This is a genomic window from Caproicibacter fermentans, from assembly GCF_009746625.1.
In the GTDB taxonomy this organism is placed as follows: domain Bacteria; phylum Bacillota; class Clostridia; order Oscillospirales; family Acutalibacteraceae; genus Caproicibacter; species Caproicibacter fermentans.
In genome coordinates, this window is the sequence record NZ_VWXL01000047.1 from 15,527 (window position 1) to 30,908 (window position 15,382).

14 protein-coding genes are annotated in these 15,382 nt (G+C 55.1%); all 14 read right to left on the reverse strand.

All coding sequences use genetic code 11. From position 1 onward, the window contains the following. Positions 1 to 3: 3 nt before the first annotated feature. Positions 4 to 447, reverse strand: a complete 444-nt coding sequence (locus tag CAFE_RS06840; protein WP_066642474.1) for a ComEA family DNA-binding protein — start codon at positions 445 to 447, stop codon at positions 4 to 6. Positions 448 to 470: 23 nt separating this feature from the next. Next, positions 471 to 1,391, reverse strand: coding sequence for an RluA family pseudouridine synthase (locus CAFE_RS06845; RefSeq protein ID WP_233452738.1), 921 nt, complete (start codon positions 1,389 to 1,391; stop codon positions 471 to 473). Continuing rightward, positions 1,391 to 1,870: a signal peptidase II gene (gene lspA / locus CAFE_RS06850; RefSeq protein ID WP_066642480.1), complete on the reverse strand. Its 480-nt coding sequence runs from the start codon at positions 1,868 to 1,870 to the stop codon at positions 1,391 to 1,393. The genes CAFE_RS06845 and lspA overlap by 1 nt, the downstream gene beginning before the upstream one ends. 185 nt (positions 1,871 to 2,055) lie before the next feature. Next, the gene (ileS, locus tag CAFE_RS06855; protein WP_156990172.1) at positions 2,056 to 4,842 is read right to left on the reverse strand and encodes an isoleucine--tRNA ligase; all 2,787 of its coding nucleotides are present in this window, start codon (positions 4,840 to 4,842) and stop codon (positions 2,056 to 2,058) included. A 40-nt stretch (positions 4,843 to 4,882) separates the two neighbouring features. Next, positions 4,883 to 5,527 carry a DivIVA domain-containing protein gene (locus CAFE_RS06860; RefSeq protein WP_066642486.1) on the reverse strand — a complete coding sequence of 215 codons (645 nt, stop codon included), beginning with the start codon at positions 5,525 to 5,527 and terminating at the stop codon, positions 4,883 to 4,885. Positions 5,528 to 5,543: 16 nt separating this feature from the next. Further along, positions 5,544 to 6,299 (reverse strand): YlmH/Sll1252 family protein, encoded by a 756-nt coding sequence (locus CAFE_RS06865; RefSeq protein WP_066642489.1) that lies wholly within the window; start codon positions 6,297 to 6,299, stop codon positions 5,544 to 5,546. Continuing rightward, on the reverse strand, positions 6,299 to 6,784 hold the full coding sequence (locus CAFE_RS06870) for a cell division protein SepF (protein ID WP_066642491.1): 486 nt from the start codon (positions 6,782 to 6,784) through the stop codon (positions 6,299 to 6,301). Before CAFE_RS06870 ends, CAFE_RS06865 begins: the two co-directional genes overlap by 1 nt. A gap of 21 nt (positions 6,785 to 6,805) precedes the next feature. Continuing rightward, complete coding sequence (locus CAFE_RS06875; protein ID WP_066642493.1) at positions 6,806 to 7,543, reverse strand: YggS family pyridoxal phosphate-dependent enzyme; 738 nt, start codon at positions 7,541 to 7,543, stop codon at positions 6,806 to 6,808. Beyond that, positions 7,521 to 8,810 (reverse strand): HlyD family efflux transporter periplasmic adaptor subunit, encoded by a 1,290-nt coding sequence (locus tag CAFE_RS06880; protein ID WP_066642495.1) that lies wholly within the window; start codon positions 8,808 to 8,810, stop codon positions 7,521 to 7,523. The genes CAFE_RS06875 and CAFE_RS06880 overlap by 23 nt, the downstream gene beginning before the upstream one ends. Beyond that, positions 8,807 to 9,754 carry a tRNA (adenosine(37)-N6)-dimethylallyltransferase MiaA gene (gene miaA, locus CAFE_RS06885; protein ID WP_156990173.1) on the reverse strand — a complete coding sequence of 316 codons (948 nt, stop codon included), beginning with the start codon at positions 9,752 to 9,754 and terminating at the stop codon, positions 8,807 to 8,809. Before miaA ends, CAFE_RS06880 begins: the two co-directional genes overlap by 4 nt. Continuing rightward, positions 9,754 to 11,682, reverse strand: a complete 1,929-nt coding sequence (gene mutL, locus CAFE_RS06890; RefSeq protein ID WP_330593873.1) for a DNA mismatch repair endonuclease MutL — start codon at positions 11,680 to 11,682, stop codon at positions 9,754 to 9,756. Before mutL ends, miaA begins: the two co-directional genes overlap by 1 nt. A gap of 26 nt (positions 11,683 to 11,708) precedes the next feature. After that, the gene (locus CAFE_RS06895; protein WP_066642502.1) at positions 11,709 to 12,242 is read right to left on the reverse strand and encodes a GNAT family N-acetyltransferase; all 534 of its coding nucleotides are present in this window, start codon (positions 12,240 to 12,242) and stop codon (positions 11,709 to 11,711) included. Between the two features lie 25 nt (positions 12,243 to 12,267). Further along, on the reverse strand, positions 12,268 to 14,889 hold the full coding sequence (mutS, locus tag CAFE_RS06900; RefSeq protein ID WP_156990174.1) for a DNA mismatch repair protein MutS: 2,622 nt from the start codon (positions 14,887 to 14,889) through the stop codon (positions 12,268 to 12,270). A 63-nt stretch (positions 14,890 to 14,952) separates the two neighbouring features. Continuing rightward, positions 14,953 to 15,360 carry a YlbF/YmcA family competence regulator gene (locus CAFE_RS06905; RefSeq protein ID WP_156990175.1) on the reverse strand — a complete coding sequence of 136 codons (408 nt, stop codon included), beginning with the start codon at positions 15,358 to 15,360 and terminating at the stop codon, positions 14,953 to 14,955. Between the last annotated feature and the right edge of the window lie 22 nt (positions 15,361 to 15,382).

The window sequence follows — 15,382 nt, forward strand, 5'->3', positions numbered from 1 at the left end:
TTTTTAAGTTGTGATAGAGTCCCGTATCTGATCAAAAATTTTATCGCCGATTCCCGATACATTCTTAATTTCTTCAATCGAGCGGAACGGCCCGTTTTTTTCGCGGTAGTCAACAATGCGCTGAGACAGTGTTTTTCCGATTCCGACTAACCCGTCGCTCAGCTCCTGCGGGGTCGCCGTATTGATATTCACTTTGCCGCTGATTCGGACCGCCGAAGACAAGCCCGATGAAGCGGCACTCCGCACGCCGGCAGAAACCGCAGAATCGGAGGACGCCGGTTCCGATCCGCTTGAGAAAAAAGCCGGTGTTTCCGACCGCGAAGAAGATTCCTGTCTCCAGGCGACGGTCGCGTCCGGCACATAAAAGGCGTTGTAGCCGATCATAACCGAACAGATCACCGCCGCCAGCAAAATCAAAAGCTTTTTTTGCCGGGATTCCTCATCCATTTTGGTCCCATCCCTTTAGAAAGCTAAAGCAAAGTAAGCCGATTCAGAAAATCCGTAAAATAAGCCGGCAGCTCGCTGGAAAACTCCAGATACCTTCCGTCGCGGGGATGCACAAAGCCGATGAGCCTGGCATGCAGGCACTGACCGTCCAGGCCCGGAGCCGGCTTTTTCGGTCCGTAGACGGGGTCGCCCGCCACCGGGTGGCCCAAATAGGCCATATGCACCCGAATTTGATGGGTGCGCCCGGTCTCAAGCTTCAGCATGATATGGGTAAACCCGCAGTACCGGGCAATGACCTGATAATGAGTCACGGCGTTTCTGGAATTCTGTTTGGTAACGGTCATCTTTTTCCGATCAACCGGATGGCGCCCGATGGGCGCATCCACCGTACCGCTGTCTTCCTTCAGATTGCCGTGTACAACCGCCTCGTAAATCCGCGTGAAACTGTGGTCTTTAATCTGAACCGCCAATTTTTGATGGGCGAAATCGTTTTTTGCGACAATCAGCAGTCCGCTGGTATCCTTGTCGATCCGATGCAGAATTCCAGGCCTCAACACTCCGTTGATTCCGGAAAGAGACGCGCCGCAATGCGCAAGCAGCGCGTTGACCAGCGTTCGGTCCGGATGACCGGGCGCAGGATGAACCACCATGCCCTTTGGTTTGTTCACCACGAGCAGGTCGTCGTCCTCATAGGCGATTTCAAGCGGAATTTTTTCCGGCCGGACTTCAAGAGGGACAGGGTCCGGAACCCGGATTTCAAGAAAATCCCCCTCTGCGCAGCGATAACTTTTGCTCAAAGGCCGCCCGTCCTTTGTAACAAGCCCGTCGTCAATCCATCTTTCCGCCGCGGACCGGGTCACATTCTCCATGCTCAGGCTGAGAAACTTGTCCAGCCGCAAACCGGCCTGCTCCGCTTCTACCATTTTATGCTGCAATTCCATCATTATTTGGTCCGAAGAACTTTTTCCGCGCCGTGACTGTCATCCGCGAAGAACAGGACATGTATCATTAAAAACACGGTTCCCACCGTCACGCAGCAATCGCCGAAATTGAAGATCGCGGGAAAAAAGGAAACATGAATGTAGTCCACAACAAAGCCCTTTAAAATGCGGTCGATCAAATTTCCGATTCCGCCGCCCACAATCAGTGCGGAGGCTGCGTAAGAAAAGAACTCATGATTTCCGTAGCGGAACAGCGCGTAAATAATCAGGATGCAGATCACCAGTGTGATCCCAATAAACAGCCATCTTTGATTTTGAAGAATACTGAACGCCGCTCCCCGGTTTTCCACATAGACAAAAGACAGCAGGCCGTCAAAAATCGTTTTTACCCCGTCCGGCTTTAAATATTGAATCACCAGCAGCTTTAAAACCTGGTCTGCTGCAATGACCAGAACCGACAGAAGCAGTATGATCAAAGGCAAAAAAACATCTCCTTATCAGAAAATTCATTCGTTACGGTTCACTCTATTTATTATAGAGGCGCGTTCATAGTTTGTCCACAAAAAGATAGGAAAAAGAACCATAAACCCCAACAAAGCCGTCCCATAACAAAAAAGCCGTACCGAGCAGCCTTTGCCGGCTGCCGGCACGGTTATACAGTTTCGTGTTACTCGAGCGCTTTCGCGCACCGGGCACAGATATCCGGATGCTCCGGATCGGTGCCGACCGAATCGCTGTAGCACCAGCAACGGGCACATTTTTCCCCGTGAGCATGCGCAACCGAAACAGAAAGCTCCGGAAGCTCCTCGCCCTGGAACGTGCCGGACCCATCGCTGAAAACTTCCACGCCGGAGACAATCAAAACGGTCTTCAGCTCATCTTCCGCCGACTTTACGAAATCATAAAGTTCGCCGGTGCAGTAAAGCTGAACTTCCGCGTCAAGCGGCGCGCCGATCGTCTTGTCCATACGGGCAATTTCGAGCGCCTTTTTCACTTCATCGCGAATCTGGTGAATCCGGTCCCACTTTGCGACGAATTCCTCGTCCGCATTCACGTCCACGGGCTTCGGGAGGTCGTTCAGCATGACAAATTCCTGGTTCTCGCGGCTCAGATGCGGCATACTGTGCCAGATCTCATCCGAGGTAAAGGCAAGAATCGGGGCAACCAGACGGGTAAGACCGGAAAGAATCAGGAACATCGCGGTCTGCGCCGCGCGGCGCTCCTCACTCTCCGCCTTTTCCACATAAAGTCTGTCTTTCAGCACGTCGAGATAAAAATTCGACATATCCACCACGCAGAAATTATGAATCGCGTGATAGGCGGCGTGGAATTCAAAGTTCCGATACGCCTTGTCAACCCCTTGAAGCAGGCCGTTAAAGCGGTTAAGCGCCCAGCGGTCGATCGGAAGAAGACGGTCGGGGGAAACCATATCCCTGTCCGGTGTAAAGTCGGAAAGATTTCCAAGAATGAAGCGGGCGGTGTTGCGGATTTTCCGGTACGCATCGGAAAGCTGCTTCAAAATTTCATTGGAAATACGAACGTCCGCCTGATAATCGCTGGAAGCAACCCAAAGACGGAGAATATCGGCGCCGTACTTCTGGACGACTTCTCCTGGTGCGATGCCGTTGCCAAGGGACTTTGACATCTTGCGCCCTTCCAGATCGATGACCATTCCGTGCGTCAGCACCGCCTTATAGGGGGCCTGTCCCCTCCAGGCAACACTGGTTAAAAGCGAGGATTGAAACCACCCGCGGTGCTGATCGTTCCCTTCCAGATAAAGCTCTGCCGGCCAGTGCAGGTCGTCGCGGGTGGTCAGAACCGCAGCATGGCTGCAGCCGGAGTCAAACCAAACGTCCATGACGTCGGTCTCCTTCGTGAATTCCGTACAGCCGCAATCGCAGTGTGTTCCCTTCGGCAGCAGTTCTTCCGCCGAATGGCTGAACCATGCGTTGGAGCCTTCTTTCCGGAAAGCGGCCGCAACCGCCTCGATCGTTTCGCGGGTGACAAGCTCTTTCCCGCAGTTCTTGCAGTAAAAAATCGGAATCGGTACTCCCCAAAGGCGCTGGCGCGAAATGCACCAGTCCTTGCGGTCGCGGACCATGGAAGTGATGCGGTCGCGTCCCCATTCGGGAATCCACTGTACCTTGTTGATCTCTTCCACCGTTTTGTCCTTGATCGCTTCCACGGAGCAGAACCATTGCTCCGTGGCGCGGAACAGCACCGGATGCTTGCAGCGCCAGCAGTGCGGATACTGGTGGATGATGTGCTTTACGGCAAGCAGGGCGCCGATTTCCTTCAGATAATCGCGGATGGCGCCGTTCGCTTCTTCCGTGGTCAGACCTTCAAAGCGTTTGCCTGCTTCGGCGGTCATCCTGCCGCGGCTGTCGACCGGCACAATTACGGGAATTTCCGGGTAAAAATTATGGCAGACGTCATAGTCTTCAATTCCGTGTCCAGGGGCGGTGTGAACGCAGCCGGTTCCGCTTTCCAGCGTGACATGGTCGCCGAGGATGATCGGAGACGGGCGGTCGATAAACGGATGCACCGTGCGGATATGCTCCAGCTCGCTGCCCTTAAATTCGGCAATCTTTTCATATTCCGAAATGCCGGCTTCCCGCATGGTTGCTTCCGTCAAAGCGGACGCAAGAACATAATACTCGTCCCCCGCTTTTACCAGGGAATAATCGAAATCCGGGCCAAGGCAGATCGCCGTGTTCGCCGGAATCGTCCAAGTCGTCGTCGTCCAGATCACGAAATACGTCTTTGAGAGATCCGCACCCTTGGCCGTCAGCAGACCTTTATCGTCCGTCACGCGAAATTTTACATAAATGGAATCACAGGGATCCTCGCTGTATTCGATTTCCGCCTCGGCCAAAGCCGTTTCATCATGCGCGCACCAGTAAACCGGTTTCAGGCCCTTATAAATATAACCTCTTAACGCCATCTCGCCGAATACTTCGATCTGCTTCGCTTCAAAATCCGGGCTGAGCGTTTCATAGGGATGCTCCCAGTCGCCGATCACGCCGAGCCGCTGAAACTGTTCGGTCATGCTGCTGATGTGCGTCAAGGCAAAGTCCCTGCACTGGTTCCGGAAGTAAACGGGATCGTCGTTCCTGCTGTCCAGCCCGACACTGTCGATCGCCTTCCGTTCGATCGGAAGGCCATGGGTATCCCACCCGGGAACATAAGGGGCCTTGTAACCGGCCATATTGCGGTACCGGACAATGATATCTTTCAGAATCTTATTGAGAGCGGTTCCCAGATGGATGTTTCCGTTTGCGTACGGAGGGCCGTCGTGCAGCACATAAAGAGGACGGCCTTCGTTCTTTTTCAAAACTTTCTGATAAAGTTTTTCCTCCTGCCACTTTCCCATCAGATCCGGCTCCCTTTTCGGTAAGCCCGCCTGCATCGGGAAATCAGTCTTTGGAAGGTTCAGGGTGCTTTTATAATCCATTGGTTGACTCTCTCCTTAAGATTTAGAATTCGTGCGGTTTTTAATCCTGCGCCGGCTCGGCTTCAAAGCAGGAGATATCGGCCTGGAACATCTCGGGCGCTTCCTCGCCGGCTTGAGCGGCAGAAGCACTTTGAGGTTCCGGCTCCGGCAGCGGAACAGACGCGGGCACAGCCGCTTCCTGCTTTGACTCCGGCTTGTTGGAGGGCAAGGCGTCGATCAGGGTAAGGTGTTCTTTATATGCGGCAAGCAAATGGGAGCGAAAATCCGAAACAGCCCGCTGCAGACGTTCCATTTCCTTTCTTTGTTCCTCGGTTTTCTCGCGCGCTTCCTGTTCGATATGCTCGGCTTTCAGATTGGCGTCTTTCAGGATGATCTCCGCCCTGTGGCGCGCTTCGCGCACGGAGGCATCCCCAACCTTCTGGGCGCTGATCAGGGCATTTTTGATTTCATCCTCCTGAGAGCGGAACTCCTCTACCTTATTGGCAAGAATTTTCACTTTTTCGGTCATCTGCTGATTTTCAGCCCTCAGCTTATCAATCAGCTCTTCCTGTTCAACCTCTTTTTTCTGCATTTGGTCGACAGTATCCCTGACCTGATCGATAAAGACGTCGACATCGTCGGTTTTGTATCCGGAAAAACCTGATTTACGAAAACTGGCGTTAATAATGTCGTTCATCGAAAGCATAGAAAACACACCCCTACTACAAATATTTTCGGCCCCTTATGATAAGTCTGCCCTTTTTGGTGACAGGTCCCACCCGGTCAAGGACAAACCGGCCTTTTCCCCTGACGGAAAGCTTATCGCCCTCCCGGATTTCTTCCGAAGGAGAAACGACGGTTTCATGATTCAGCTGCACCAAGCCGGAACGAATCAGCTCCGAAGCTTTCTCCCGGCTTGTGGAGACCGCCGCCGCGGCCGCGCAGTCCAGTCGCGCGGAAGCGATTACGGCGGTCCATTCCTCAAAATGATGCGCCTGCGGCAGAGGTTCGCCGTATCCTTCTGACAAGCGGACGCCGATGCCGCCGATTTTCGAAATCTGAGAAATCAGGAATCCGGAAATTTCATCCCGGCAGAAAAAAACGCATCGGCCCTCCTCAACAAGGATATCCCCGAGGGCGCTTCGTTCAATTCCGGCATGAAGAAGCGCCCCCAGAAAATCCCTGTGGGAAAGCCTGTCGCATTTTCGGAAAGCCGCAGTCACTGCCGCAATGGGAAAAGCGTCCCCATCCGGCTGCATAAAGTCGGGGAACGCGCCGAACATCACGCGTTCCGCATCGGGATAGCCGCCCCAAAGCATCGTGCACCGCTCTTTTTCCCGCTGTGCGAAACCATGAACTGCAAAAGCCTCCCGCTCATCGAGAAAGCCCATGAACCTGGCTCTGCCGCCGGATGAGGAAAGGCGCGTGAGGTCGCGGAATCTGGATTCAAGCGCCGCCGAACCCGGTTTCTGTTCCATTAAAAGTAAACGCCGTTACTTTCCAGCTCATCCAGAACATCGTCCCCGGTCAGGTCGACGTTGTACGGCGTTATAATGAACGTACTGGTTGCAACGCGCTTGATTTTTCCGCCGTTGGCGTAGGCAACTCCGCTGAGAAAATCAATGATCCTGCGCGAAACATCCTTGTTGGTGTTTTCAAGATTCAGAACAACGGTGTGCATTTTCAACAGCTCGTCCGCAGTAGCGCAGGTTTCTTCCCCAAAGCGCTCCGGCTTAAAAAGAACCACCTGAAGCTGAGCCGTGGCATGGATATTGACAACCTTATTCCCCGAATTGATCGCCTGCATGCGTCTTGCGGATTCACGCTGCTGCATTTCAGCTTCGCTTTCTCTTTTGTCACCAGCCATTGAATCTACCTCTTCCGGCTCTTCCGCATAGTCGTATTCGTATTCGTCCTCGGGCGGATTCCACATGTCCTTGATTTTTTCTACAAATCCGGGCATAAAATGAGCACCTCCAAAAGCCTATCTATTATAATTTCTCGGTCCGAACAAAGCCGTGCCTACCCGGACCAGATTGGCGCCTGCAAGAATTGCCTGGGGATAGTCGGCAGACATTCCCATTGATAAAAAGTCCATAGCTACATTATCTATTTTTTTGCTCTTTATGTCAACAAAATATTGATTCATCTGCAAAAAATAATTCATCGTCTCTTTTTCCGATGCTCCGGCCGGAGGAATTGCCATCAGTCCGCGGATGCGTACTCCCGGAAGAAGCGAGACCGTTTCCACCAGTTCATACAGATTCTGGGGCAAAACGCCTGATTTATTCGGCTCATGCCCGATATTCACTTCAATCAGTATATCGGTCGTAAGATTCTGTTTTTCACTCAATCTAGAAATTTCTTTTGCCAGTTTTTCCTGATCGACAGACTGAATCATGGAAACGCGCCCGATCAGATATTTCACTTTATTGGTCTGCAAATGGCCGATAAACTGAAGCTCGCAGTGCGAAAGGTCGTAGGAGTCAAACTTATCCTCCAGCTCCTGAACCCTGTTCTCCCCGATATGATCGATTCCAAGCTCAATTCCGTGGTTGATGACCTGCGCGGAAACGGTTTTGGTCGCGGCCAGCAGAGTGATGTCCCGCGGCGTTCTCCCGCTCTTGACCGCGGCCTCCGCAATCCGTTCACGAACTGTTTTTAAATTCTCTTCAACATCCAAAAAACGCTGTTCCAGATCACTGGACAACTTTTCCGTCATATAAATCAGTCCCTTCCTCAACAACTTCATCATGCAGTTTGATGGTTTCGTCCGTCATCAGAGTCTTCATATCCGGGTTCGGATCGCAGATCACATAATTATCCGTACTGTAAAGCGGCACGACCTGACGAAAGCTGAGTTGGCTGCCATGAAGAACATATACCCCGCTAACTTCCTTTTTAGTCGTTTTAACGTTCCCTTTTTCATCTTTTGTTTTTTTTGTTACGGTTTCAAAATGGAGCGCCCTCTGGCTGACACGGATTCCGGTATATTCCCGTTCGACTACCTGGGCCGTCTCCTTGCGGATGGACGCCAGTTCGGAATTCATATTGCTGCACTGAAGAATTACGGCCGCGTTAGAGTCGGAGCCGGCCTGGTTGACGGCCGCGACGGAAGCGGGAACGGTTACGTTTGAAACAAACGGAAACCGAAGGGATACGGTACCTCCGTCCGCCAGTTGCCTGAACCCCGCGGCCTGCCCGGATGAAACCGTGAACACGAAATACCATTCATAGCTTCTGCTGATCTTCCCGATGGAGGAATCGGAGGCCGTCTTTGCGTCCAGGGCCGCCTGTATCTGGTCGCAGGTAAGGGTCTTAACCTTTGAAAAATCAACCGCGGATTCAAAACCGTCGGTAGAAGAGATAAAATAGCCCGAATCCGACGATACAATCTCACTCAGGGCGGAACCCGCCTGCTGATTCAGCTTTGTGCGCTCCGCCTGCAGCTCCTTCAGCCTGGCGGTGAAATCAGTGACCTTTCCCGTAATGATCTGTCGTTCGTTCAGAAGATACAACAAGTCCTCCCGCGTCTCGCTCAGCGATGACAGGGAGCCGGACACCGTCTGTACAAGAAGATTGGACAACTTGCGGTGAATCTGCTCGTTCAGGGAATCCGGACTTGCCGCATAGGTATCACCCGGCGACTGCAATTCCTCCAGCTGTTTGATTTCGTCATCCACGCTTTCCATTTTATGGAGGGCGGTCACCTGCTGCGCGCTCGAATAAACCTTGGCCACAATGCCCCCCTTCGCGACTTTATCGCCGGAAGAGAGAACATAATCGATCACGCCGCCGCTGCTTTTCAGCGGAACTTCGTCCCGGACTGCGATTCCGTTCACCTGCACGGAATCGGAAGCGGTAAAATAAGAAGCGGTTTCGGTCTGAATCCCCGTGTAATGAGATTTGTAAACCTGATACCCGACGTACAGCAGCAGCAGCAGCGCAATGGCCGACGCCGCAAGCCGTCTGAGCAAGGGGCTGTTCATTGCAGGACCCACCCCTTTTTCAGAAGAATTTCATCCGCTCTGCGGCACACGGAGCCAAAATCGGGTTCCTCATCAAGGTAAATCCATTCAACCTGCTCCTGCCTCCGGAACCAGGTAAGCTGGCGTTTCGCGTAACGGCGGCTCTCCCGTTTGACCTGTTCCGCCGCTTCCTCAAGGCTGCATTCACCGTTGAAATACGGGAGAAACTCCTTATAGCCGATCGCCTGCCGGGCGGTCGTTCCGGCCGGCAGGCCGAGCACCCGTTCCGCTTCCCTCACCAGTCCTGCCTCCACCATGCTGTCGACGCGCCGGTTGATCGCTTCATAAAGCCTATTTCTGTCGCGGTAATCCAGACCGATCAGGCACGCGTCGTAAGGCGACGGTTCCCGCCGGGACCGCTCGACCTGCTCGGTCATGGTCGTCCCCGTCGTGCGGTAAATCTCGATGGCGCGCACAAGACGCGCGATATTGTTCGGATGAATCCGCTCCGCCGACCTGGGGTCAAAGCCTTTCAGTTCTTCCCACAAAGCGAGCGGTCCCTGTGCTTCGGCCCTGTGAAACAAACTTTCCCTCAGCACGTCGTCCCGGCCCTCCGGAGTGAAGCTCCGGTGACGAAGCAGGGAAGCGACATACAGGCCCGTCCCTCCCGCCAGGAAAGGCATACAGCCGCGTTCTGAGATTTGCCGGATGCGTTCCGATGCCAGTGCAACATAATCGGCGACGCTGAACGGCCGCTCCGGGTCCTGAAACCCGATCAGATGATGGGGAACGCCCCTCATCTCCTCCCGTGCCGGCTGTGCCGTACCGATGGCCAGGCCTCGGTAAATCTGCATGGAGTCGGCGGAAACGACCTCGCCCCGATGCCGCAGGGCCAGTTCCACCGCAAGCCGGCTCTTCCCTGTGGCGGTCGGGCCGACGACCGCGGCGACCGGAATCCGGTCCATCACTGTATCCTCCCAAACTGACGCTCAAGATCTTTTTTTCTAAGCAGGAAAGAAACCGGTCTGCCGTGCGGACAGTACCGGACATCCTCCCGCTCCACCCGCCGGGCAAGCAAGGCCAGCTCCATCGGGGAAGTATTGTCGCCCGCCTTGACCGCCGCGCGGCAGGCAACATTATGGTACAGCCAGTCGACCTTCCGTGTTGTCAGATCGTTCTTATTCTCGGCGAGATAACCGGCGATTTCCATCACAGCCCCGGAAATGTCCCCGTCATTCAGAATCATCGGGGCGCTGCGCACCAGCACAGTCCCGCCGCCGAAATCCTCCAGCTCGAAACCGGCCTGTCTGCAAAGATCGAGCGACTCAAGCACCGCAGAGTACTCGTTTTTTTCGAGTGTGACCGTCACCGGCTCCAGAAGCATCTGGCAGAACGCATCTCCGCCCTCGTTCTTCAGCTTCTCATACAGCATCCGCTCGTGCGCCGCGTGCTTGTCGACAAACACAAGGCACTCGCCGCGCTCCAGCACGATGTAAGTGCCGAACGCTTCCCCGATCAGCCGTTCCGGCTCTTCCTGCGTTTCCTCACGCGTTTCCGCAGCCGGCGCGACCGGTTCTGGATTTTTTTCCACGCGCGACAGGGCTGCTGCCGGGGAACTGCCGGCTTCCTCCTCCGGCCTCCTCGGAACTGTCATCGCCCCAAAACCGGAAGCCGGTACCGCGCGCGGCACCGGCGCTGAAACTTCCGGAAGATCATCCGCCTCGATGTCGCACGCCGAATCGTTCACGGCGTAGCTTTTTTCCCGTGCCGGCGGTGGAACCTGCGGAAAGCGGGCATCCACCGGTTTTTGCTCCGGCTCTGCGGGGAAACGAATCTGAACCGCGTTTGGAACGGAGGCAAGCGGCGTCCTGCTTTCCCCGTGAAGTGAAAGCACCGTTGGGGTATCCCCGCGGTTGAGAGCGGTTTTCACGCCGTGATAAACGGCGTCGAAAACAGGCTTTTCATTAATAAACCGCACTTCGAGCTTCGTCGGGTGGACGTTGACGTCCACCGTGCCGAGCGGAATCCGAAGATGAAGTACGCACGACGGAATCTTCCCCACCATCAGAGACCCCTTAAACGCCTCTTCCAGCGCGACGGAAGCGGTCCGCGTGCGGACAAAGCGGCCGTTGATAAAAAAGTTCTGCATGCTCCGGTTCGGTCTTGCCGCGGAGGGTTTGCAGACAAAGCCGCTCAGCCTGATTCCGTTCAGCTCGTATTCAACGGGGATCATTCCGGAGGTAAACTCCTTCCCATAAACCGCGTAAACGGCGGATTTCACCCGGCCGTCCCCCGGCGTGTGGAGCGTTTCCCTCCCATCCCTCAAAAAGCGGAACGAAACCTCCGGATGGGACAGCGCCGCTTTGTCCACAACGGCGGCGACCGCGTTGCCCTCGGTTACGTCCTTTTTGAGAAATTTCATTCTGGCCGGCGTATTGTAAAACAGATCGCGCACCACAAAGGTCGTGCCCTTGGGGCAGCCTGCGTCTTCGCAGATATGTTCCCCTTCTCCGTCGATCACGTAATGAGTCCCCGCAAGCTCTTCCGCCGTGCGGGTCAGAAGCTCCACACGCGCCACGGCGGCGACGGAAGCCAGAGCCTCGCCCCGAAAGCCGAGCGTGGCAATCGAGTCCAGATCCTCGCGGCCGGAAATTTTACTGGTTGCGTGAGACAGGAAAGCCAGCGGTACGTCTTCCCGTGCAATGCCGCAGCCGTCATCGGCGACACGCAGAAAAGTAGTCCCCCCGTTTCGGATTTCGACCGTAACGCCTGTCGCACCCGCGTCGACCGCGTTTTCCACCAGTTCTTTGGCGACGGAGGCCGGGCGCTCCACAACTTCGCCCGCGGCGATCAGCTCCGCGACGTGTTTGTCCAGCACATTGATTTTTCCCACAGCGCGCCCTTCTTCCCATTTTTCTTTTATAGATACAAATCCATGATCAGGTCATCGTAATATCTGTCGCCGACCCGAAAATAATCTCTGATTCGCCCGACTGCCTGAAACCCGAATTTTTCATACAGGCGGATCGCATTCGCATTATTTGCGTAGACGTCGAGGTGAATCGTTTTCAGCGTTCCGTTTTCCTTTGCAAAACGGATGAGTTCGGTCAATAGGGCGCTCGCCGCGCCCTGCCGCCAGTATTTCTTTCGTACGGTAATGCCCAGTTCGCAGTTGTGGGCGATTCTTTTCTTGCTTTCCGCCGCAAGGTTCGCGGAACAGGCCAGCTCGCCGCCGACAAAACCCACCAGAAAAAGATTGGCCGGATTTTCACTCTGATCCCGGAGAAACCGCTTTTCTCCTTCGACCGTAAACCGGCATTCGTTTTCCCCGTAGGTGAGGAAATTGCTTTCCCCTCCGACAAGGTTCATGTATTCCACCAGCCGCTCCGCGTCGTTCTCCTCCGCCGGCCGAATCAAAAGCTCTCGCCCGTCTTTTAGAAGACCCTTAGCCAATCCATACCCTCCTCTAAAAACCCGTTTACTTTGCAAGCTTCGTCAGTTCAAACAGCGTGTTCATGCACTCGATCGGAGTCAGGGTATTGACGTCCAGCCCGCCGAGCTTGTCGAGAATCTCCGTCTGGTTCGGCGGGATCAGCGCAAGCTGCATATCGTCTTCGGGGTCCTCTGACTTTTTCACGTTCCCCTTCTGCTGCGGCACCGCGTTTCCGCTGTCCAGCTCCGCCAGAATCTGTTTCGCGCGCGTGATGATCCGGTTTGGAACACCTGCCAGCTTGGCTACTTCAATCCCGTAGCTGTCGTCCGCTCCGCCGCGGATGATACGGCGCAGAAAGGTGATGTCGTCCCCGCGCTTCTTAACCGCGATGTTGTAATTCTTGACCCCCGGAATCAGTTCCTCCAGTTCGGTCAGCTCATGGTAGTGGGTCGCGAACAGGGTCTTTGCGCCAAGCTGCCTGCGGTCCGCCACATATTCCAGCACCGCCCGCGCAATGCTCATGCCGTCGAACGTCGAGGTGCCGCGGCCGATTTCATCCAGAATCAAAAGGCTGTCGCTTGTCGCTTCCTTCACGATTTCCGCCACCTCCGCCATTTCCACCATAAAGGTGGACTGGCCCGAGGCCAGGTCGTCCGACGCGCCGACCCGGGTGAAAATCGCATCCACGATGCCGATTTCCGCGCTCGCCGCCGGAACGAAGCAACCGATCTGCGCCATGATGACGATCAGGGCGATCTGCCTCATGAAAGTGGATTTTCCCGCCATATTCGGCCCGGTGATAATCGCAACCCGGTTTTCCTCGCGGTCCAGGTCCGCGTCGTTCGGAACAAACGGTTCCTCGGAAAGCGCCTCGACAACGGGATGCCTGCTTTCCTTCAAAATGATTTTTCCATTCAGATTTACGGTGGGCCGGATATATTTCCGGTCGGCCGAAACCTGAGCGAACGAGAGCAGAACATCCAGACGCGCGACGGCGGCGGCCGTTTTCTGCACGCGGCTCATCTGCGCCGCCACCCGCTTCCTGACGGAATCAAAAAGCTGATACTCGAGCTGAACGGATTTGTCGTGCGCGCCAAGGATGCGGCCCTCCAGCTCTTTCAGCTCCGGGGTGATAAACCGCTCGCAGTTTGTCAGGGTCTGCTTGCGGATATATTCGGTCGGCGCCTGGTCCTTGTAGGCGTTGCTGATTTCTATGTAATAGCCGAACACGCGGTTGTACCCGACTTTCAGCTTCGGGATTCCCGTGCGTTCGCGCTCCTGCGCCTCAATCCGGGCAATCACTCCGCGCCCGTCGCTCATGTCGCCTTTGAGATGGTCCAGCTCTTCGCTGAATCCGGGGCGAATCACGCCGCCTTCCCGCACGGAAAACGGGGGCTCGTCCACAATCGCGCGTTCAATCAGCCCGCGGAGATCCTGAAGCTCGTCAATCTCCCCCCAGATGCCGCGGAGCATTTCGGAGCGGGAATCCTTGAGCAGCGACTTAAGCATGGGAAGCGATTCGCACGCGAAGGAAAGGCTCCGAAGCTCCCTGCCGTTCGAATTCCCGTAAACGATGCGGGACATCAGCCGTTCCAGATCGTGAATTCCCGAAAGGCGGTTCGACAGGCCGTCGCGAAGGATGCTGTCGTCAAGAAGCTCTTCCACCGCGTTCAGGCGGCGGCCGATCTGCGCCGGGCTTAAAAGTGGATTTTCGATCCAGCTGCGGATCAGCCGTTTCCCCATCGCGGTCCTCGTCCGGTCCAGAACCCATAAAAGCGAACCGCGCTTTTCCTTGCTCCGCATGGTTTCCAGCAGCTCCAGATTCCGCCGCGTATTCAGGTTCAGCCGCATGTACTGGGTTCCGCTGTACAGGTCCAGGTCCTCCATACGCTCCAGCCCGGCGCGTTCGGTCCGTTTCAGGTATTTCAGCAGCGCGCCGACCGCGCGTGTGATTTCCGGCTTTTCGGAAAGCTCCAGCTCATCCAGATCGTCCTTATGGAACTGCTCCAGCACCAGCGGGGCGCAGGTTTCTGCGGCAAAGTCGTCTCCGGAAAGCAGTTCCAGACTGACGCTCATACGTTTTTTGATAAAATCGGGAAGCGTGCTTAAGTCAAGCGCTTCCTGACCGATCAGAATTTCACGCGGGGAGAACCGGCTCAGCTCGTTGATCAGCCTTTGGGTCAGCTCCTCCGCGTTCTTTCCGTACAGCGTGGTCGCGTGCAGCTCCCCGGTGGAAACATCCGCAAAACAAACGCCGGCCTGCGTGCCGGAAATGCACAGAGAACAGATATAGTTGTTCTTTGACTCGTCCAGCATGCTGTTTTCCAGTACGGTTCCCGGTGTCACGACACGGATGATGTCCCTCTTCACCAGCCCTTTCGCCAGCGCCGGGTCCTCCATCTGCTCGCAGATGGCGACTTTATAGCCCTTTGAAATCAGCCGCGCGACATAGGTTTCATAGCTGTGGAACGGGACGCCGCACATCGGGGCCCGCTCCGCCTGCCCGCAGTCGCGCCCCGTCAGCGTCAGCTCCAGTTCGCGCGAAGCGAGCTTCGCGTCGTCGTAAAACATCTCGTAAAAATCGCCGAGGCGGAAAAAAAGGATCGTATCCGGGTACTGTTTCTTGATTTCAAAATACTGCTTCATCATGGGAGATAATTCCGCCATATTAGTTGACCGCCTCCGTTAATCATTCAATCCGGCATTCGCTTGAATCGGGGAAGAAACCACTCAGTGGCAGCCGCTGCAGGAACCGCATTCTCCGCCGCAGGAGTGTTCGACATAGTCGGCCGTTTCCGGGTCGGCGCCGGAGGCGCTCTGTTCAATGATCGCGTTAACCCGGCGCAGCAGGGTGTCAATCTCCGCCTTCGCTTCGTTATAGGCGATCATGTTCGGAATTTTCATGATCGTTTCATAAAGGCCCCCCAGCTCCTGGTTGTAAGCCTGTATTTTCTCCTGATCTCGGTCCTGCTTCTGCGCCTCCGATTCCAGCGCCATCCGTTTCAGATTGTACTGGCCGATCAGATCCTGAAGCTGCCCGTCATTGTCGGTATTCTGCACCGCAAGCTGCATTTTCAGGTACCGCTCGTCCTTCTGAATCTCTTTGCCCAGTTCTCTTGTCATTTGAATAATATCCATGATCAGTTCTCCTCCTAATTTC

Bases quoted from the DNA above. Each gene is read 5' to 3' on its own strand.
- CAFE_RS06840 (WP_066642474.1), bottom strand. From the start codon at position 447: ATGGATGAGGAATCCCGGCAAAAAAAGCTTTTGATTTTGCTGGCGGCG.
- CAFE_RS06845 (WP_233452738.1), bottom strand. From the start codon at position 1,391: ATGATGGAATTGCAGCATAAAATGGTAGAAGCGGAGCAGGCCGGTTTG.
- ileS (WP_156990172.1), bottom strand. From the start codon at position 4,842: ATGGATTATAAAAGCACCCTGAACCTTCCAAAGACTGATTTCCCGATG.
- CAFE_RS06860 (WP_066642486.1), bottom strand. From the start codon at position 5,527: ATGCTTTCGATGAACGACATTATTAACGCCAGTTTTCGTAAATCAGGT.
- CAFE_RS06865 (WP_066642489.1), bottom strand. From the start codon at position 6,299: ATGGAACAGAAACCGGGTTCGGCGGCGCTTGAATCCAGATTCCGCGAC.
- CAFE_RS06870 (WP_066642491.1), bottom strand. From the start codon at position 6,784: ATGCCCGGATTTGTAGAAAAAATCAAGGACATGTGGAATCCGCCCGAG.
- CAFE_RS06875 (WP_066642493.1), bottom strand. From the start codon at position 7,543: ATGACGGAAAAGTTGTCCAGTGATCTGGAACAGCGTTTTTTGGATGTT.
- CAFE_RS06880 (WP_066642495.1), bottom strand. From the start codon at position 8,810: ATGAACAGCCCCTTGCTCAGACGGCTTGCGGCGTCGGCCATTGCGCTG.
- miaA (WP_156990173.1), bottom strand. From the start codon at position 9,754: ATGGACCGGATTCCGGTCGCCGCGGTCGTCGGCCCGACCGCCACAGGG.
- mutS (WP_156990174.1), bottom strand. From the start codon at position 14,889: ATGGCGGAATTATCTCCCATGATGAAGCAGTATTTTGAAATCAAGAAA.
- CAFE_RS06905 (WP_156990175.1), bottom strand. From the start codon at position 15,360: ATGGATATTATTCAAATGACAAGAGAACTGGGCAAAGAGATTCAGAAG.